General features: G+C 63.7%; 15 protein-coding genes. 3 read left to right on the top strand and 12 right to left on the bottom strand.

Annotated features, from left to right (window positions below; all coding sequences use genetic code 11):
* Positions 1-11 precede the first annotated feature (11 nt).
* The 11 genes from ctaD to VFZ66_06260 all read right to left on the bottom strand — a co-directional run bounded on the left by ctaD (position 12) and on the right by VFZ66_06260 (position 12,593).
* Complete coding sequence (ctaD, locus tag VFZ66_06310; GenBank protein ID HEX6288784.1) at positions 12-1,658, bottom strand: cytochrome c oxidase subunit I; 1,647 nt, start codon at positions 1,656-1,658, stop codon at positions 12-14.
* Between the two features lie 15 nt (positions 1,659-1,673).
* Entirely contained in the window at positions 1,674-2,717 is a 1,044-nt protein-coding gene (gene coxB / locus VFZ66_06305) for a cytochrome c oxidase subunit II (protein HEX6288783.1), read from the bottom strand.
* 168 nt (positions 2,718-2,885) lie between these two features.
* The gene (locus tag VFZ66_06300) at positions 2,886-3,776 is read right to left on the bottom strand and encodes an SCO family protein (protein ID HEX6288782.1); all 891 of its coding nucleotides are present in this window, start codon (positions 3,774-3,776) and stop codon (positions 2,886-2,888) included.
* Positions 3,776-4,312 (bottom strand): hypothetical protein, encoded by a 537-nt coding sequence (locus VFZ66_06295; GenBank protein ID HEX6288781.1) that lies wholly within the window; start codon positions 4,310-4,312, stop codon positions 3,776-3,778. Before VFZ66_06295 ends, VFZ66_06300 begins: the two co-directional genes overlap by 1 nt.
* Positions 4,313-4,461: 149 nt before the next feature.
* Positions 4,462-5,634, bottom strand: coding sequence for a hypothetical protein (locus VFZ66_06290; GenBank protein HEX6288780.1), 1,173 nt, complete (start codon positions 5,632-5,634; stop codon positions 4,462-4,464).
* On the bottom strand, positions 5,631-6,137 hold the full coding sequence (locus VFZ66_06285) for a cytochrome c (protein HEX6288779.1): 507 nt from the start codon (positions 6,135-6,137) through the stop codon (positions 5,631-5,633). Before VFZ66_06285 ends, VFZ66_06290 begins: the two co-directional genes overlap by 4 nt.
* A gap of 168 nt (positions 6,138-6,305) precedes the next feature.
* Complete coding sequence (locus VFZ66_06280) at positions 6,306-6,848, bottom strand: DUF3341 domain-containing protein (protein ID HEX6288778.1); 543 nt, start codon at positions 6,846-6,848, stop codon at positions 6,306-6,308.
* Positions 6,849-6,864: 16 nt separating this feature from the next.
* Complete coding sequence (gene nrfD, locus VFZ66_06275; protein ID HEX6288777.1) at positions 6,865-8,277, bottom strand: NrfD/PsrC family molybdoenzyme membrane anchor subunit; 1,413 nt, start codon at positions 8,275-8,277, stop codon at positions 6,865-6,867.
* 20 nt (positions 8,278-8,297) lie between these two features.
* Complete coding sequence (locus tag VFZ66_06270) at positions 8,298-11,402, bottom strand: TAT-variant-translocated molybdopterin oxidoreductase (GenBank protein HEX6288776.1); 3,105 nt, start codon at positions 11,400-11,402, stop codon at positions 8,298-8,300.
* A gap of 5 nt (positions 11,403-11,407) precedes the next feature.
* On the bottom strand, positions 11,408-12,064 hold the full coding sequence (locus tag VFZ66_06265; GenBank protein ID HEX6288775.1) for a cytochrome c3 family protein: 657 nt from the start codon (positions 12,062-12,064) through the stop codon (positions 11,408-11,410).
* A 229-nt stretch (positions 12,065-12,293) separates the two neighbouring features.
* Complete coding sequence (locus VFZ66_06260) at positions 12,294-12,593, bottom strand: hypothetical protein (protein ID HEX6288774.1); 300 nt, start codon at positions 12,591-12,593, stop codon at positions 12,294-12,296.
* A gap of 744 nt (positions 12,594-13,337) precedes the next feature.
* Between VFZ66_06260 and VFZ66_06255 the strand changes: the two genes are divergently transcribed.
* Both VFZ66_06255 and VFZ66_06250 read left to right on the top strand, forming a co-directional pair.
* Positions 13,338-13,664 (top strand): hypothetical protein, encoded by a 327-nt coding sequence (locus VFZ66_06255; GenBank protein HEX6288773.1) that lies wholly within the window; start codon positions 13,338-13,340, stop codon positions 13,662-13,664.
* Positions 13,665-13,830: 166 nt separating this feature from the next.
* Positions 13,831-14,454, top strand: a complete 624-nt coding sequence (locus tag VFZ66_06250; GenBank protein HEX6288772.1) for an AAA family ATPase — start codon at positions 13,831-13,833, stop codon at positions 14,452-14,454.
* 154 nt (positions 14,455-14,608) lie between these two features.
* On the opposite strand, the gene VFZ66_06245 is transcribed toward VFZ66_06250, so the two are convergent.
* The gene (locus VFZ66_06245) at positions 14,609-15,499 is read right to left on the bottom strand and encodes a hypothetical protein (GenBank protein HEX6288771.1); all 891 of its coding nucleotides are present in this window, start codon (positions 15,497-15,499) and stop codon (positions 14,609-14,611) included.
* A 628-nt stretch (positions 15,500-16,127) separates the two neighbouring features.
* Here VFZ66_06245 and VFZ66_06240 point away from each other — a divergent pair.
* A complete protein-coding gene (locus VFZ66_06240; GenBank protein HEX6288770.1) occupies positions 16,128-19,397 on the top strand; it encodes a hypothetical protein in 3,270 nt (1,089 codons plus the stop codon).
* Positions 19,398-19,406: the final 9 nt, after the last annotated feature.

The following is a 19,406-nucleotide window of genomic DNA, read 5'->3' as shown; positions in this document are numbered from 1 at the left end:
CTATACCACTCTCAGACACGAGCAACCCCCTGCGGTAAATAGTCGTGCGGCTCCTGAGGCGAGTACGCATACGGCCCGTGCGTCACCACCGGCGTCTGCTCGAAGTTGTGCGTCGTCGGCGGTGACGAGGTCTGCCACTCCAGGCCGGTTGCCTCCCACGGGTTCGGGTCAGCCTTCCGTCCGTAGCGCAGCGACCAGACGAAATAGACCATCGGGAGGATGAAGCCAAACGCCAGGATCGACGCGCCCGCCGTGGACAGAACGTTCAACACCTGAAACTCCGGCGCGTACGTGTAGTAGCGGCGCGGCATGCCCAGGTAGCCGAGAATGAATTGAGGAAAGAAGGTCAGGTTGAAGCCGATGAAGATCGTGAACGCCGCGAACTTCGCCAGCCCTTCGGGATACATCCGCCCGCTGAACTTGGGCCACCAGAAGTGCAGCGCGGCCAGATACGCCATCACCTGCCCGCCCACCATGATATAGTGGAAGTGCGCGACGACAAAGTAGGTATCATGCACATGGACATCCACCGGCAGCGCGGCGACAAACAGGCCGGTAAGGCCGCCGATCACGAACAGGCCGATGAACCACAGAGCGTACCAGAGCGGCGTCCGGTACGCGATCGAGCCTTTGTAGAGCGTCGCCGTCCAGTTAAAGGTTTTAATCGCCGATGGAATCGCCACCAGATAGGTGATTGCCGAGAAGGTCATGCTCGCGTACACCGACTGGCCGCTGACGAACAGGTGATGGCCCCAGGCGAGAAACCCGATGATCGCAATCGCAAAGCTGGAGAAAGCGATAAATCGGTAGCCGAAGATGCGCCGCCGCGCAAAGCAGGGGATGATCTCGCTGATCACGCCCATGCCGGGCAGGATCATGATATACACCGCCGGATGCGAGTAGAACCAGAACAGGTGCTGGAACAGCACCGGATCGCCGCCCAGCGCCGGATCGAAGATGCCGATGCGCAGCAGCCGCTCGATCCCCGCCAGGGCGATCGTGATCGCGATCACGGGCGTGCCCAGCAGCATGATCAGGCTGGTGGCGTAGTGCGCCCAGACGAAAAGCGGCAGGCGGAACCACGTCAGGCCGGGCGCGCGCATCGTATGGATCGTGACGATGAAGTTGAGCCCGGTCAGGATCGACGAGAACCCGGCGATGAACGCGCCAAGGCCGGTCAGAACGACCTGGCTGTTCGACGATCTGGTGCTATACGGCGGATAGAAGGTCCAGCCGGTGTCCACACCGCCCGCCGCCATCGCCGCCACCGCAGACAGGGCACCCAGCATGAAGAGATACCAGCTCAGGAGGTTGAGTCGCGGGAACGCGAGGTCACGCGCCCCGATCATCAGCGGGAGCAGAAAGTTTCCCAGCACCGCCGGGATCGACGGGATCAGGAAAAAGAAGATCATCGTCACGCCGTGCATCGTAAACAGCTTGTTATAGGTTTCGGCCTGAACCACATCGCCCTGGGGCGTGACCAGCTCGAGGCGCAGAAGCGTGGCGAAGAAGCCGCCAACGAAAAAGAACAGCGTGATCGAGAGCAGGTAGAGGATCGCGATCCGCTTATGATCGACGGTCAGGAGCCACGATCGCCACGAGTAGTCGATGTTGAGATAATGCTTGCGCGCGCTCACCGGCGCTGTAATAGCCGCCATCCCTCAGCCTCCAATTCATTCGGGCGTTGCCGTGATTGCCGGCTCGGTCGTCTCCTCCGGCTCGGTTGTCCCCTCCGGCTCGGTCGTCTCCTCCGGCTCGAACGGTCCTGCGGTCGTCCCCAGCGACCGGATATAGTTGATCAGCTCCAGGATTTGCTCTTCGCTGACCTGGCCCTGGAAGGAGGGCATGACCGGCTGGTAGCCCTCGACGATCTTCGCGTTCGGGTTCAGGATCGACTCGCGGATGTAGCTCTCATCGGCGGTCACGCTCTGCCCGTCCTGAAGCCGCACCTCCTGGCCGAAGATGCCGGCCAGCGCCGGCCCGGCCCCGCCGCCTTCGAGCCGATGACAGCTTGCGCAGCCGAGCTGCTGAAATTGCTGCTCCCCGGCGCTGGCCGCCGATCCTGCTCCCTGTGCCGGTGCCTGCGCCACCTCCGCGCCGCCCAGCCAGGCCTCGTACTGCGCAGGCTCCATCACTACCACCCGGCCAATCATCTCGGAGTGCTCGGTGCCGCAATACTCCGTGCAGAAGAGATGGTACTCGCCCGGCTTGGTGGCCTGAAACCAGAGCGTACTGTAGCGTCCCGGCAGCACGTCCTGCTTGATCCGAAACGCCGGGATGTAGAAGCTATGAATAACATCCTGTGAGATCATGGTGAGCTTGATCGGACGGCCAACCGGGATGTGCAGCTCGTTAATTTCCCGCTGCCCCGTCGGGTGCTGCAACTTCCACATCCATTGTTTTCCGGTGGCCGTGAACTCAAGCGCGTTGGCGGGCGCGCGCTGCATGTTGAAGTAGAGGATCGCCGCCCAGGCATACACCGCCAGCGCCAGCACCGTCGGAACGGTCAGCAGGACAAGCTCAAACCTGGTGTTGTGCGAGACAGGCCGCGATCGGTCGGCCCTCGCGCCGCGCCGGTATTTGACGCCGAAGTACACCAGCAGGCCCACGACGAGCAGCGTGAACACGGCGGAGAGCCCGATCAGGACAAAATATAAGGCATCCACCTGCGGCGCGACCGTGGAGGCTTGATCAGGAAACAGCGGAAATCCCCACATACTCCCTCACCCGCTCCCCGTCAGGGCTGAGAGCCGGGGACTCGCCCAGCGCTCCCGTTGCTGATAGGGCACAACAAACATCGACACCGAAACACGGCCTGGTACCGGATAGCCAATCGACGAGCACCGCGCGAGAGGCGCGCGCCGCGATCTGCGCTCCGCGAGCCGCTATCCTCCGGGCACGGCCCGCACCTTCACCCGCCGCTCACGGCGGACCAGCACGGCAACAAAGCCGCCGACCACCAGCAGCATCGCGAGGCTCGCCAGGCGCACGACGCTCAGCACGACGACCTGATACGTTCCGGTGGTCGGGTCGTAGCGATAGCACCGCAGCAGCACCTTGTCGATCGGCGAGCCGATCTTACCGGCGGATGCCTCTACCAGACTGAGCCGCAGATCGGTCAAGGAATACTGCAACCCATACAGGTACCGGGCGATCTTGCCCTGGGGCGTCAGAACCAGCAGGCCGCCCGGATGCGAGTACTGATCCTGCCGGGGATCGTAGGCGTAGCGGAAACCGACGGTCTGCGCCAGACGATCGATCGCCTCGTGGGTGCCGGTGAGAAAATGCCAGCCGTCGGCGGTGCGCGCCAGGCCGTGGTGCTGGAGGAGCGCCTGCTTCTTGGCCGCCGCGAGCATCGGCGTTTCGCGCGGATCGATGCTGACCGTCACCACGTCGAAGTGCTGGCCGATCCGCAGCGAAAGGCGGCGCAGGTTGGCAGCCAGCTCGTTGAGCACCACGCCGCACAGATTCGGGCACTCGTAGTAGGCCAGCACCAGGATTGTGGGCCGCGCGCCAAGGTAGCGGCCAAGCTGAGTCGAGCGTCCCATCTCATCCCGAAACGCGAGATCGAGCGGCACCTGCGCGCCGACCTGCTGGTCGAAGGCCGCCGCAGCCAGCAGATCTTCGGGTCGGCCAGGGTCGGCCCGCGCCGGGCTAGCCAGCGCGACGAGCAGCAGCAGCGGCATGACCACCAGCGCGGCGCGGCGCGTCCAGACGCTCCGCCCGCCGATCCGCGCGCGGCGATCCGCGCTGCCGATTGTTCCATTCCGGCGCATCACCTCGTTGGCTCCGCTGTTGCCTCGACCTCCGGCTCCACGGTTGCTTCCAGCGCTGGCTCCGGCGTGCCCTCCGCCTCCTGGCCCCCTTCGCTTTCCAGCTCATGGCCCTCTTCGATGACGAACGGTACGGTGCCGTCTGGCCTGGCCGGGATGCGACCGGGCTGCGCCATCATCTCCAGCGCGCGGTCGATCGGGATTCTGACGACTCCGGTCGCACGATCGACCCATCCGTACGTGGTCAGCAGCTCGTGCTCGGCGGCGGTCGCCTGCTGAAGATCCTGGGACGGATCGACCTGAAGGCGCGGTCCCTGGGCGGCCTGCGGCGTGGTCGCCAGCAGCGGCGGCGCTTGATCCGCCTGCGCCCGACGCGCGCTCAAGTAGCTGAACAGGCCCCACACGATCAGGTAGGTGACAACGAGCATGACGAGCATGCCGATCCCGACCATGGTGATCCCTGCGGGCGTCGCATCCCGAAACTCATGATCGACATGGTGCGGCTCGTCCACGACGGTCTGTTGTCCTGGTTGATCCACGGGTGGCCTCGCTTCTTGCCTGTTCGGCTGCTTGTTGACCAGACGACCTATGCCAAGGAAGACAAGTAGGCCGATGACGAACCGTATAATCTCGCGAACCTTCAGCTTCATATGACGCCTACCACACGCGCCCGCCGGCTGCGGCGGCGCTAATGATGCGCTGCCTCGCGCAGACGGACGTCATGCGCCGGAATGATTGGACGCCCCTTGAGCTGCCACACGAAGACGGCCAGCCACAGACCGCCGATGCCAAGGATCGCCGCCAGATCCAGCCAGTGAATGCTCAGCCCCGACTGATGAAACGCCGGAACGATCAGCCAGAAGACCTCGATCAGATGCATCACGAAGATCAAGGCCGCGACGCGCCCCAGCACGCGAATCCGGCGCTTGTTCTGGCGGGAGAGCAGCAGCAGAAACGGGAGCACGAACTGAAACACGATCAGCGCCAGAGCAATCCACTCCCAGCCGCCCGACTGACGGCGGAGAAACCACGGCACCTCCTCCGGCAAGTTCCCCGACCAGGCGATCAGATACTGCGAGAACGACACATACGCCCACAGCATCGTAAACGCCAGCAGCAGGTTGCCCAGGTCGTTGAAGCGCTGCGGCGTCACCAGATCCGCAAGCGGCCTGCGGTCGCCGAAGAGCGCCACGACCATGATCATAAACGCGAAGGTCAGCAGCCCCTGCCCGATGACAAAGATGATGCCGTACATCGTCGAAAACCAGTGCGGCTCAAGCGACATGCCCCAGTCGAAGGCCGCGAAGGTCATCGTGATGAAGTACACCAGCAGCCCGAACCGGCTCAGCATTTTCAGCCGATCATCCAGCGCGGGATTGCCCGTCCGATCCTGCTCGGACGACCACCGGTTCCAGACGGCCAGCAGCGCGATCCACACGCCGAAGTAGATCGCCGTGCGGATCAGAAAGAAGGGAACGTTCAGATACACGCTCTTTTGCCGCAGCACCGCATCGCGCTCAAGCACCTCAGGCCGCGCCCACTCGTACACCTGCTGCATGCCGAAGACGAGCGGCACGAACAGGAGCAGCATCAGCGGCAGCGTGCGCGCGCCCGCCTCAAGCAGGCGGCGGATCAGCAGGCCCCAGCCGCCGCCTGAGACATGCTGAAGCAGCAGCACCGAGAAGCAGCCGAGCGCAAGGCCAGCCCAGAATAGATAGGCGAAGAGGTAGGACTGGAAGAACTGCGCCGGGCTGAGGAAGGCGCCCAGCAGGCAGAGCGCCACGCCGATCACACCGGCGATCAGTGCGCCCCGCTGAATCCGATCCAGCGGCGGTCGCAGCATGTCAGGCTGGTCCATCATGGCGCTCCCTGTAGCTGTTGGCGTTCCTCCGGCGGCACATCCTCGATCTGCGCGTTCTGGCTCAGTTGCAGCGCGCGAATATAGGCGACGATCGCCCAGCGATCCTCCACCGGAATGCGGTAGTCGTAGGGATACATCCGGCCAAAGCCGTTGGTGATCACGTCGAAGTAGTGGCCGACCGGAGCATCGCGCAGGCGATCCTGGTGCAAGGATGGCGGAGCCGGAAAGCCACGCTGCACAACCACGCCGTTGCCGTTGCCCGACAGACCATGACACGGCGCGCAGAAGACGTTGTAGCGCTGCTGGCCGCGCTCCAGCACCTCACGAGTCGCCGGAAACGGCAGTTCGTTGACTAGCTGATCGCCGTCCTTGCCGGTGGTAAGCTGCGCGTCGGGCCGAAGCTGGCCGCGCGCGACCGTATTAGCCACCGGCTGGCGCGAGGATTGTCGATCCGCGAAGAACGTGCTGCGCTCATACGGCTCGTAGCGATATTGATCGCGCATATTCATGCCGCACCCGACCATGAAGAGCAGGCACAGCGTGATCCACCCGGCTCCGAGGAGCCTCCGAGATCGCAGCCTGAAGCGTGAAGATCGCCTGATAGCCGTCATAGCTTGTCCTCGACGCTGCCGGGCAGGAGCCGCACCGGTCCCTTCCGGCAGCCTGCCAGCTCACGGTTCAACCTCGGATACCTCGTGAGGCTCCAGACTCTCAAGAAATTGTCTGGTCGCGCTGCGATCGAACTTGGGATCGGTAGCTTCGATGCACAGAAAGAAATGGGTTCGCGACGCCAGCTCGAAGCTTGGCACGTTGAAGAGCGGGTGATACGGCTCCGGCAGGCCGTTGAGGCCGAGCATCCCGACTACTGCCGCAAGCGCGCCAAACAGGATCGTCAGCTCAAAGGTCACGGGGATGAACTGCGGCCAGCTATTATACGGACGACCGCCGATATTGAGCGGATAGCTGATCGTCGCCGAGTAATATTGCATGAAAAACCCGACGAGCGCGCCCAGAATACCGCCGATCAAGACGATCCACGGCAGGCGAACACCACGGTGGCCCAGGACCTCAGGCAACCCATGCACGGGAAACGGCGTATAGGCATCCATGCGCCGGTATCCTGCCGCATAGGCTCGCTCCGCTGCCGTCAGCAGCTCCTCAGGATGGTCGAAGACGGCCACCATGCCGTAGAGAGAAGGCTTGCGCTTCGCCATAGCCGGACCTCACTCCTCAATGTGCCTGCTCAGGCATGAGCTTTTGCCGCTCCGCGCGCTCTTCTGTTTCGGTGAGCAGCTCGCGCATCTCAAAGATCGAGATCACCGGCAGCACCCGCACGAACAAGAAGGTCAGCGTCAAGAAGAGTCCGATCGTTCCCACGAACATCGACCAGTCCCAGACCGTCGGGGAGTACATCGCCCACGACGACGGGAGGAAATCGCGGTGCAGGCTGGTGACGATGATCACAAAGCGCTCCAGCCACATGCCGACGTTGACGAACATGGCGATGATCCACAGCGCGATCGTGTTGGTGCGGAAGCGCTTGAACCAGAGGAGCTGCGGCGCGAGCCCGTTGCAGATGATCAGCGCCCAGTAGTAGGGGCCGTACGGGCCGTTGATCCGGTTGAAGAGCATGTACTGCTCGAACTCGTTGGCGCTGTACCAGGCCATGAACAGCTCGACCATGTAGCTGTAAAAGACGATCAGGCCGGTCGCCAGCATGATCCACGCCATATTCTCCAGGTGACGCATCGTGATGAAGTCTTGCAGCCGATAAAATCGGCGCAGCGGAATCGAGATCGTCAGCACCATCGCGAAGCCGGCAAAGATCGCGCCGGCGACGAAGTAGGGCGGAAAGAATGTGGCGTGCCAGCCGGGGATGATCGCGACGGCAAAGTCAAAGCTGACGATCGTATGCACCGACAGCACCAGCGGCGTCGACATTGCGGCCAGCAGCAGATAGGCCGTCTGGTAGCGCTGCCAGTGCCTGGCCGAGCCGCGCCAGCCCATCGAGAGCAGGCCATACACAATCTTGGCCCCTCGGCTGCGCGTCCGATCACGCAGCGTCGCCAGGTCGGGGATCAGCCCGACGTACCAGAACAGCAGCGAGACAGTGGCATAGGTCGAGACGGCGAACACGTCCCAGAGCAGCGGGCTGCGCCATTGCGGCCACAGCGCCAGGGTGTTCGGATACGGAAACAGCCAGTAGTCCAGCCAGGGTCGGCCCGTGTGCAGCAGGGGATACAATCCGGCGCAGGACACCGCGAACAGGGTCATCGCCTCGGCGAACCGATTGATCGAGGTGCGCCACTCCTGGCGCAGCAGCAGCAAGATCGCCGAGATCAGCGTTCCGGCGTGGCCGATGCCGATCCACCACACGAAGTTGAGAATATCGAACGCCCAGGCGACGGGGATGTTATTGCCCCAGATGCCCGGCCCACGCACCAGTAGCCAGGTGATCGCCAGCAGCAACAGCATCATCAGGGAAAAGCTGATGGCGAAGCCGACGAACCAGGCGATGGGCGTGCGCCGGGTCAGCACGATCGAGCTGATATGGTCGGTGATCGATCCGTAGGTATGGCCCGGACCGATCAGGGGTGCGGCTCGTCTCACGTCGCCCGGTTCTTGGATAGGTTCGGTTGCCATCGCGCTTCTCCGTTCCGCTCTCACTCGTGCTCGGTTGGTTGGGCCGCCGCAGCCTCGATCTCAGGATTCGGATTCCGCAGCCGTGCCAGGTAGGTCGTGCGTGGCTGTGTGCCCAGCTCGGCCAGCAGGCTATAGTTGAGCGGCTGCTCTTTGAGCCGCCTGACCTGGCTTTGCTCGTCGTTGATATTGCCAAAGATAATCGCCTGGGTCGGACACGCCTCCTGGCAGGCCGTCTTCACCTCGCCGTCGCGGATCGGGCGGCCCTCCTTCTTGGCCTCGATCCGCGCGGCGTTGATCCGCTGCACGCAGTAGGTGCATTTTTCCATCACGCCGCGCTCGCGCACCGTCACATCCGGATTCGACAGCAGTTGCAGCACCGGCGCGTCGCCTGCTTTGAGGCCGTACTGCAAATAGTTGAAGCGCCGGACCTTGTAGGGACAGTTGTTCGAGCAGTAGCGCGTGCCGATGCAGCGGTTGTAGGTCATTTCGTTCAGTCCCTCGGCGCTGTGGCTGGTCGCCTCGACGGGACACACCGGCTCGCAGGGTGCCTTCTCGCAGTGCATGCACGGCACCGGCTGGAAATAGGTGGCCGGATCGTCCAGGCTGCCCTCGTAGTAGCGGTCGACCCGCAGCCAGTGCATCTCGCGGCTGCGCAGCACATCGGTTTTGCCGACGATCGGGATGTTGTTCTCGGCCTGGCAGGCGATCATGCAGCGGTTACAGCCGATGCATGCGTTGAGATCGATCGCCATGCCCCAGCGATTGCCGGTGCTGTAGTCGTACTCAGGATACAGCGACGGCGGCTCCTCGACGACGTGCTCGCCCTCGGCCTCCTGCTCGGCGTGCGGCGCGATCTCCATCTCGGCCACGAAATCGGGGTGCTGGATGTATTGCTCAAGCGTCCCGGCGCGCACCAGATGGCGGTTCTCCATCGTATGATGGGTCTGCGTGGTGGCAAGCGGATACGGCTCGCCAAGCGAGCTGATCTCAAGGCCGGAGCCAAACCAGGGCGCGTCCGCCGTGCGCAGGGCATAGGCGTCGAAGCCGACACCGCTGCCGATCGTGCCGGCCCGCCTGCGCCCATAGCCAAGCTGCACCGTGACCGAGTCATCGGGATGTCCGGGCAGAATCCAGATCGGCGCGCGCACGCTCTGCCCCCGATAGCGCAGCTCGATCATCCGGCCATTCGCGCGGCTCAGCGTTTCCAGGTCTTCGGCGGTCGGGTTGTTCGGATCGGCGACCTGAAGCCCAAGGCGCTGGATCGCGGTGCGCGCGCTGATCAGGGCGGCGTTATCCCAGGTCAGCAAGGTCAGCGGCCTGGGCAACTCCTGAAGCCAGCCGTTGTTCGCATAGCGCCCGTCCCACAGCGACGGATCGGGCCGGAAGTTGATCTCCAGGCCCTCGGCGGCTTGCGCGGGCGCCGCCTGCGCAAAGCCCGATCGCACGGATACCTGGACCGGCGGCAGCGCCGAGTCCGGGATCAGGCCCTCGTGGAGCGCCTGCCGCCACGCCTGATCGTCGGCCAGGTTCTGGCCCCGCCAGTACTCGCGCACAATCTCGTAGCTCGAGCGGGCAGGCTGCCCAAGCACGGTTGCCAGTAGCTCATGCGCCGACTTCCCGCCATACAGCGGCGCGATTAGCGGCTGGACGATCGACACCGTGCCGTCGAAGGCGCGCGCGTCGCTCCAGGCTTCCAGGTCATGCGTTTCCGGGATGTGCCAGTGGCACTCTTCCGACGTTTCATCGTCGTACAGGCTCAGGTGGACGCGGAACGGCACCTGGCGGAGCGCGTCGCGGAAGTTGAGATCGACCGGCGCGGTAAAGACCGGGTTGCCGCCGAGGATGATCAGCGTTCGGACCCGCCCGGCGGCCATATCGCCGACAAGCTCCCGCAGCGATTGCATCTGGTCGACCGGACTGGACTCGACCGGCGCGGTGTACTGCACGGTGGTGCCCACATTGCCCAGCGCTTGATTCATCGCATGAGCCAGCGCATGCACGATCGGCGGCTGCCAATCGCCGGCCAGCACGATGCTCCTGCCGCGACTCTGTTGCAGATCGCGCGCCAGGGCAGCCAGCCACTCGGCGGGCACCTCGGACGGGACGGTGCCGCCGCCTGCCTCGGCCACGCCCACCTGCTGCGCGATAGCCCTGGCGAAGCTCTCGATCTGGCTGGCCCGCAGCCGCAGCCGGTGATCGGCCATCGCCCCGGTAATCGTCGGCGTGCTCTCGACGACGTACAGGCGATTCATCTCGTTCTGGCCGCTCGACACGCGGCGCTTGTCGATGAACTCACGGGCGTAGCGCAGGCTGCCCGGATCGGACAGCAGGAAGTCGGCGTCGAGCGCCAGAATCCGGTCAGCCTGGTCGAAGCGGTAGACGGTATTCACGTTCTGCCCAAAGGCGAGATTGCCGCCCGCTCGCACGTTGTGCTGTCCGACCGACTCATACTGGTGCCATCTGGCTGACGGAAACTCGCTGAGCAGCGTCTCCAGTTGGCTGGTCAGCGTGGGCGAGGTGATGGTTTCCGTCAGGATGCGCAGCCCCGCGCCTCCGCCAGCGCGCTGCTCCTGGATCTGGGTGGTCAGGGCGGCGACAAACGCATCCCAGCCGCTGATCCGCCCGACGTTGCTCACCGCCTGGGAGCGGTCGGGATCGTAGAGCGTCAGCACCGAGGCCTGCGCAAAGACATCGGTGGCGCCCAGGCTGGCGGGATGGCGGGGATTGCCCTCCACCTTCGTCGGACGCCCCATGTGGCTTTCGACGAGGACGCCTCTGGCAAAGCCGCCGAGCTGCAAGGCGGTCGCATAGAAGAGGGGCTTGCCGGGCACAATCTCCTCCGGCGCCTCGACATACGGCACGATCTTCTCGGCAGGCTGCGGCCCGCACGCGCTGAGCCCGGCGAGCGCCAGCGACGCGCCCATCAATTTCAAGAACGACCGGCGGCTGATCGGTCCCATCCATCCTGCGGCCTGCCGTGGAAACTCACGGCGCAGCAGCTCCTCGAACTCGTCGCTCGCGGCCAGCTCTTCGAGCCCGCGCCAGTACTGTTGTCCCTGGAGCCCCGCAAGCCGAGCGCGGGCCGCCGCCAGATCGAGAGGTTGGTTATGCGTGTCTTTCATCATCGCCATCACCGGTGGCAAATAGAACAGTTCAGCAACTGCGCCTTGTTGATCTGATATTCCTGCACGAGCCTCTGTCCGAGGGCAAGCTGATCCTCCTCCGGTACCCATTCCATGTTGAGCACCTCCTCGCGCGGTCGGATAAAGCGCTCTGGCTCACGGTGGCACGCGACGCACCACTCCATGGTCATGGGCTGTGCCCTGCGCATCAACGGCATCTGATCAACCCGCCCGTGGCAGGTGACACAGCCGACGCCCTTCTGCACATGGATACTATGATTGAAGTACACGAAATCAGGCAGATCGTGGACCCGGTTCCACTCGATCGGCTGGCCGGTCTGGAAGCTATCGCGCACCGGCTGGAGCATGGGCGCGTCGGCCCAGATCTGCGAGTGGCAGGTCATGCAGGTTTCGGTTGGGGGAATGCCAGCGGAGGATGACGTTTCTACCGAGGTGTGACAGTAGAAGCAGCTAATCCCGTCGCCCCCGACGTGGGTCTGGTGGCTGAAGGGCACGGGCTGCTCAACATGCGTCGTGACGGCAGTTCGATACGGCGATCGGGTGTACGTTCCGGCGAACCAGGCGAGGCCGGCCAGGAATGCGATACCGCCGATGATACTGACTTTGGCGATGGTATTGGCGGCAGGATGGAAGACTTGAGACATTGCGCCCCCTTACCGCGTTTTCAAGGCGATGTCTGGGACGCAATTGCGGCGGTGTGTTATATGCCGACAAAACCGACGCTATCCATCTTATACGTATCTTGATGAGGTGTCAATCATATCATCTCGGTTGCGTGCGTCGTCAATGTCTGGCAGGCGCGCGCACCGATCAGGCGACCGGCTGGCGGAGCATGGCGGCACCACCGATCAGGGCGTGACGAACGTCGGCGCGCTACTGGCCGCCGATGCTCTGCACCAGCACCTCACCCGCCGTCATCGTGGGCGGGCCAAGGATAACCGATATTAAATTCCTCGCAACCCAGTCGGCAGCCATGTCGTGCGATGCTTCCGCCCCGGCTCGATCTTCAAAGACGCTCACGGTCACGACGACGCTGTTTCCGGCGTTGATGAGGTAGTAGGCTACGAATCCCGGACCAGTGCGGATGATCGGCACGAAGCCCTCGTTGACGCGACGTGCCATTTCGTTGACCAAGCCAGGCTCGACGTTGTACCACCGCAGAGCTGCGTACATGGCGTGCTCCTTTTCTCGTCCATCGCGGCGCGATAGGCGCGGATCGAAACCAGCTCAAGACGTGAGAGCGACGATGAGAAAACCACGAACACCAGGGCGCGACCGGTCGATGTTCGTGCCTGCTCGTTGTTCTCGCCAGGAGCAGGTTTTGCCGCGTGCCAGCCTGTGCTGCAATCGTACCTGCCCCGTCAACCAGCACCGCATTGCCCACGGTGATAGCAGGAATCGAGCCAATGGTGACGGCTTTGAGCGGAGGGCAGGAATCGAACCGATGGTGACGGCTCCGAGCGCCAGGGCGTGTCGTGCGGCATTCCTGGTGCCTGGGTTTCCTGATCGGGGCGGATGCGCGACGTAGTCCATTCGCCTGCCCCGTCGATGGGCCTGACGTTGTAGATGGAATGACCCAATCAGCGAGAAACGGTCCGCTCTCGAACGGCGTGATGCATGAAGGGCGTTCCCAGCGTCATCGGCGATCCCGGTCGCTCTGTCTGTGGCAGCCCCGATTGGGGCGCTGTAAACCGATCGGCGCTGGCGCTGGTGTTTCAACCAGGACAGGGTTGTGCTGGAAGGTGAACCGACCATACGCCGACGAGGCTATCCCGGCCATCAGCAGCCTCTCCTCATCCCGCAGCCTGCCGCGTCACCAGCGCACCAGCGCCTCGTTGGACGCTCGTGTGCGTATGATGTTTGGTACACTGACCATTGCGATCAGCACGGACTCTGACGAATCCTGGTGGAGGTTGTATGAACACGATCCTTACCAACCTCAGGTCATCCGCGATCATCGGCGCAATCCTCGTGCTTCCGTTCCTGATCCTTGAATTGGTTAACAGGAGCGGTTTCCATGAGGCGTTTCCGATCATGCTCTTCGGCATATTGTGGCTCCTGCCTGTAGGCGTCATGCTCCTCCTCACGCCAATCGTAAACAACCTACGGGCGGGAAAGAGCATTATGGTCAATCCCCGCAGCCTGGTGCTCAGGGGCGCGTGTGTGATCCTCCTCACCTGGCTGTGGGGCAGCATCCTGCTTGACCAACTGCCTTGCTTTCTGGGTGTTCCGAATTGCGACTAATGAGGCAGCGCAGTGCTGGCGTTTTCAGTTTTATCTCCGATGCTGCACAACTGCACTGCTCACGCCCAACGCATCGGTGCCCGCGCTGCCGCTCCGCGCCCCAAACCGTGGGCCATGTTCATCGGTGCTGCGCTCTCAACAGTCGTGCTATCGCTGGAGTGGCTCCATGTTCAATGTCTGTCCTCACTGCGGCCTGTACTCAGACGAGAAAACCATTGACCCACGCGGGCCGTTTGCGATATGTCCTGCCTGCGGCTATCAGCATCGCTTTGTCCAATTGCCGTTATTCATCGTCACGGGGGCCAGTGGAGCCGGGAAATCAGCCATCGCTCTCGCGCTCGCTCCGGCGCTCCCTGAATGCGTCGTGCTGGACAGCGACATCTTATGGCGGCCAGAGTTTGCGACGCCCGCAGATCAGTACCGGAGTTATCGGAATATGTGGCTTCGGGTCGCCAAGAATATTGGGCAGGCCGGACGACCGGTGGTGTTATGCGGCACGGCATTGCCGGAGCAGTTCGAGTCGTGTCCCGAACGGCGGTACTTCACCGCGCTCCACTACCTTGCCCTGGTCTGTGATGATGCGGTCTTGATGCACCGCCTCGCGGCGCGTCCACCCTGGCGGGGCGCTGATACGACAGCGTTTATCCAGGCGATGGTGACATTCAACCAGTGGCTGAAGATGCATGCGGCAACGACGAATCCACCCCTGAGCTTGCTGGATACCACAGGCCGTACCATCGAGCACACTGTTGCGCTGGCGCGAGATTGGATACGGCCTCGCTTAGCGTGAGGGGGACAGCGGGCAGCCACCGAACCAGGCGATCGACCCGACCGCTGCGAACGGTCGCGCAAGGCAGCCGCCCCACCCACGCGCGTCCAGTGAGCACCAGAAACAGGCCGCCCTGTGAGTCGACGGCCTGCGTCTGGCGGCGGGTTCGTTGCTGTTAGCGGTAGAGGCGGGTGGGGAGCCACGTGCGCATCGCCTCACCCCAGCGGATCTTAGGGAACCGCCACTGCCAGCGGCGGGCGTGGCGCGGAGGTTGTCGGAGGGGGCTGGTGCCGTGTTCCATCACCCACAGGTAGAGGTCGGTATCGGTGCGATCGGGGAGGTGCCGCCGCACGTCGCTGGCGCGGATCACCGACACGAGCGGGGCATAGACCGTGTCGTACCAGTCACAGACGGCCTCCTCGCTGCTCACGGACACCCCGCGCACCGCGCTCTGGCAGATGCGTTGCCAGTTGATATGTCGGATCAGCTCCAGGTACCCGCCCAGGTCGCTCACTTCTATGCCGCTCCCTGGCCGCAGCAGGCCAAGGTTGGTCCACGCGAAGAAATCGGCCTGCTCTTCCAGGCGGATCAGATCCGTCACCGCCAGATCCGGCGTGAGCGGTACGTCAATCACCAGCTCCGTCACATGCGCCCGGATGTCAACTTGCCCTGATTGTCGCGCGACGGAGACGCGGTGGTTGCCATCGGTGACGAAGTAGATCCCGCTCAGTTGATACAGGTCCACCGGGGGGAGTTCCATATGCCGCGCGCGGGCGCGGCTCACCTGTTTCCAGCGATCCGCCGTGCGTGCTGTGCGCGGTCGAAATCGGCGATCGAACTCGCGATAGCGACCCTGGCTCCCGACAATCGCGGCCAGGGGCACCATTCGGATACCTCGGTCGTACTGACCACGGACCACGAGGCGGGCGCGCACCTCGGCAAACGGCAGCAGCTCACGCGGGGTGCGGTGGAGGCGGTCGAGGAGCGCGTCCACACGTGCCCGGCGCCTGGCCGCGGCAAAGTCCGCATCGGCGGGATTCTCGATGTGGGGTGGGATGAGCATCATGTCAACCTTTCCCGTGCGCGTGCTGTCCGAAGGTCGTCGGTCGGAGGCGGTATGTCCGCGGACGCGCACCCGGCGCGGTGGATCGCGGCCCAGCAGATGTATCGTCGAGCATCGGCAGATCGTACGCCGCAACAGGCGGCGTGGTTCACGACCGTAGATCACGCGGACCGGTTCCATGGAAGATCAATGCGGGCGTGAACCAAAAATCATCGGAGCGCTCGTGTGGGGCTGTGCGAGATCCACGGACGCTGCCCCATCCAGCCACGGGGGTGGCTCACCTCCTGCCGCTGCGTGGCGTGCGTTCGCGCGGGTGCCGGGCGCGTCCGAGAAGATCGCCACGCCAGCGGGATAAGCACCGCCGCGACCACGGCATTACACCAGAAGGCTGCTGAGTCGCCTCCTCGACGATACGCGCTCGCAATGACCTGAAACGATTGTCGTTCGCCAGCACCATTGACAAATCATCAGCTATATTATATATTATATCATCCAATTATATATAATATCTAATTTTCCTTCGCCCGCAGGCCCTCGACATCCCCAGCCACTTCAAGCGTGCCAGGACCGCTAAGGAATGATCGCAGCGATAGGCGGTCAAGCCGACGAACTAAGACTAAGGAGGTAGCTAGTGAAGCAGCGCCATACGATCCTTCGAGCGATCCAGATCGTTGTCTCCGCGATTCTGATGGTGACGACCGTGCCGTTGAGCGTCGCGGGCAGCAGCGCCACGGCGCTGGCAGCATCGTCATCAGCGACGGTCATGAACCTGAACTTCGACTTTGGCTCAGCATCGAGTCCGGTCGCGGCGGGGTATCAGCAGGTTACGAACACGATGCTCTACACCGCCGAGCGCGGATTTGGGATCGAAGGTACGGCGACCTTTCGCGACCGAGGCGCGCCTGACGATCTGCGCCGCGATTTTACCAACGGCACCTACGGCTTCACGGTTGACCTGCCGAGCGGCGACTACGCCGTCAACGTTATCTCCGGCGACCACATCGCGTCCAATGCAACCACCGTCGCGATCGAGGGCGTAGCGCGGGGCACGATCTCGTCGACGACCGGCAATTTCTCTGCGCTGACTACGATTGTCAACGTGGCGGACGGCCAGATGAACTTCAGCTTTGGCCGGGATGGTCGCGTTAACGCGATCGAGATCGTTCCATCCTTCGCGCCAGCCGGCCTGCATATTGTTGGAATGTCCCCGACCACCGAGCCGTCGGTGACGATCGGCTGGGATGCCGTGGACGGCGCGGCCAGCTACCGTATCTACCGCGCGCTCGCAGGCCAGACAGCCTTTATCCGGATCGGCAGCTCGCCCAACACCGCATACACCGATACGAGCGTCGAGCTGGGACTGACCTATGTGTATACGGTCACGCAGGTCGGCAGCACGGGGATCGAGTCGGCCCAGAGCGAGCCGCTGACTGTCGCCGTGAAAGACACCACGGTACCGGCACCACGCGCGCCAACAGGTCTGCGCATCGAAGCGGCGCGGCAGGACACGATCACGCTTGCATGGAACGCGGTTGCCGATGCGCTGCGCTACTATGTGTACCAGTCGAGCGCCGCAGATGGCCCGTTCGTCAAGGTCGCGACCACCGTGGAGCCGACCTACGCCGATAGCACGACGCCGAAAACGGCGAACGCATATTATCACGTCGTCGCCGTAAACCAGGGCGGATTGTCCAGCCCATCGAACATCCTCCGCACGCCGATCACCAGGACTCCCCTGCGGCAGATGGAGCAGCTCGACCGTGGCCTGGTTGCCGTGCGCGTCGACGGCGGCGTGCTGGTGAGCTGGCGCATGCTCGGTACCGATCCGCCGAATATCGCCTTCAACCTGTACCGCGATGGACAGATGGTACATCCCACGCCGATCACGTCGAGCACCACCTATCTCGATGCGACCGGAGCCGACAGCGCGACCTACTCGGTACGGGCGATCGTCAACGGGACCGAGCAGGCAAGCTCGGAGAGCGTGGGCGTGTGGGCAACCAACTACCGTGACATTCCGCTCCAGCGGCCTGCCGACGGCACAACGCCGGATGGTGTCGCCTACAGCTACCGCGCGAATGACGCCAGCGTCGGCGATCTCGACGGCGATGGGCAGTACGAGATCGTGCTCAAGTGGGACCCGTCCAACTCAAAGGATAACTCGCAGGCAGGTTACACCGGCGACGTCTTCCTCGACGCTTACACGCTTGCAGGTGCGCGGCTGTGGCGGATCGGCCTCGGCAAGAACATTCGCGCTGGCGCGCACTACACGCAGTTCCTGGTCTACGATTTCGACGGCGATGGTAGGGCTGAGGTGGTGGCGAAGACCGCCGACGGCACGACGGACGGAGCGGGAGCCGTGATCGGGAATGCCGCAGCCGACTACCGCAACGCCAGCGGCTACATTCTGTCGGGGCCGGAATATCTGACGGTCTTCGACGGAGCGACCGGGCGCGCGCTGGCGACGACGAACTACGAGCCGCCGCGTGGGAACGTGAGCGCCTGGGGCGACAGCTACGGCAACCGGGTCGACCGCTTCCTGGCGGGCGTGGCGTATCTCGACGGCGAACGACCGAGCTTTGTGATGGCGCGCGGCTACTACACGCGGACAGTTCTGGCGGCCTACGACTGGCGCGATGGGCAGCTTACGAAGCGGTGGGTCTTCGATAGCAACGTGGCAGGCAGCGCCTACGCCGGGCAAGGCAATCATAATCTCAGCGTTGCCGATGTCGATGGCGATGGACACGATGAGATCACCTATGGCGCGATGGCGGTGGACGACGACGGCACCCCGCTCTACACCACCGGCCTGGGCCACGGCGACGCGATGCACCTGAGCGATCTCGACCCTGCGCGGCCCGGTCTGGAGGTGTTCCAGGTCCACGAGGACCGAAATGCGCGCTCTGGGATCGAGTTCCGTGACGCCGACACCGGCGAGACGATCTGGGGCGTCTTCACCGGGCAGGACACTGGCCGTGGCGTGGCCGCCGACGTCGATCCGCGTCACAACGGTGCTGAGGCGTGGGCGATCAGCGGTGCGTGGAATAGTCCGGTCGGTGGCCTCTACACCGCCCAGGGCCAGAAACTCTCCACCAGCATTCCGCCCGCCAACTTCGCGATCTGGTGGGACGGCGATCTGCTCCGCGAAGTGCTCGACCATAGCTATGCAGATGCACTCGGCGCGGGCGTCGGCACGATCGGCAAGTGGGATTACCAGAATAGCCGGACGGTTAACCTGCTGACCGCCGAGGGAACGTACTCGAACAACGGGACGAAGGGAAATCCCAGCCTCCAGGCCGACATCCTGGGCGACTGGCGCGAGGAGGTGATCTGGCGAACCGAGGACAGCAGCGCGCTGCGGTTGTTCACGACACCCTACGTCACGGAGCACCGCTTCACAACGCTGATGCACGATCCGGTGTACCGGCTGGGCATTGCGTGGCAGAACATCGGCTACAACCAGCCGCCGCACGTCAGCTACTATCTGGGCGAAGGCATGGCGCAGCCTGCGCGGCCACGCATACGCACAGGCTCGGTAGTTCCAGCCTCGGTCGACATCGATCCCGACGTCTGGAACGTCAAGACGCCCAATACAAGCCCGCGCAGCGCGACGCTGTATGTCGAGCTTCCTCACGGCGACGATGTAGCACATGTAGTCGGCTCCACGGTGCGCGTCTTCGCCGACGGCAAGGCGATCGAGGTGCAGCCATCCCCGATGGAGCGGGGCGACTACAACGGCAACGGGATTCCTGATCTGATGCTCAAGGTTGATGGTCGTGCGTTCGGGAGCGTCCTCGCCGGGTATAGCGGCAGCGTCGAGGTGAGCATCATCGGCTACTTCGTCGACGGTCGCGCCTTCGCCGGGAGTGACCTGGTGCAGATCGTTCACACGCAGGAGTAGGAGGTGCGG

It is taken from the genome of Herpetosiphonaceae bacterium (assembly GCA_036374795.1).
In the GTDB taxonomy this organism is placed as follows: Bacteria; Chloroflexota; Chloroflexia; order Chloroflexales; family Kallotenuaceae; genus LB3-1.
The sequence above is the reverse complement of the archived record's forward strand: the minus strand, read 5'-3'. Positions and strand labels throughout refer to the sequence as shown.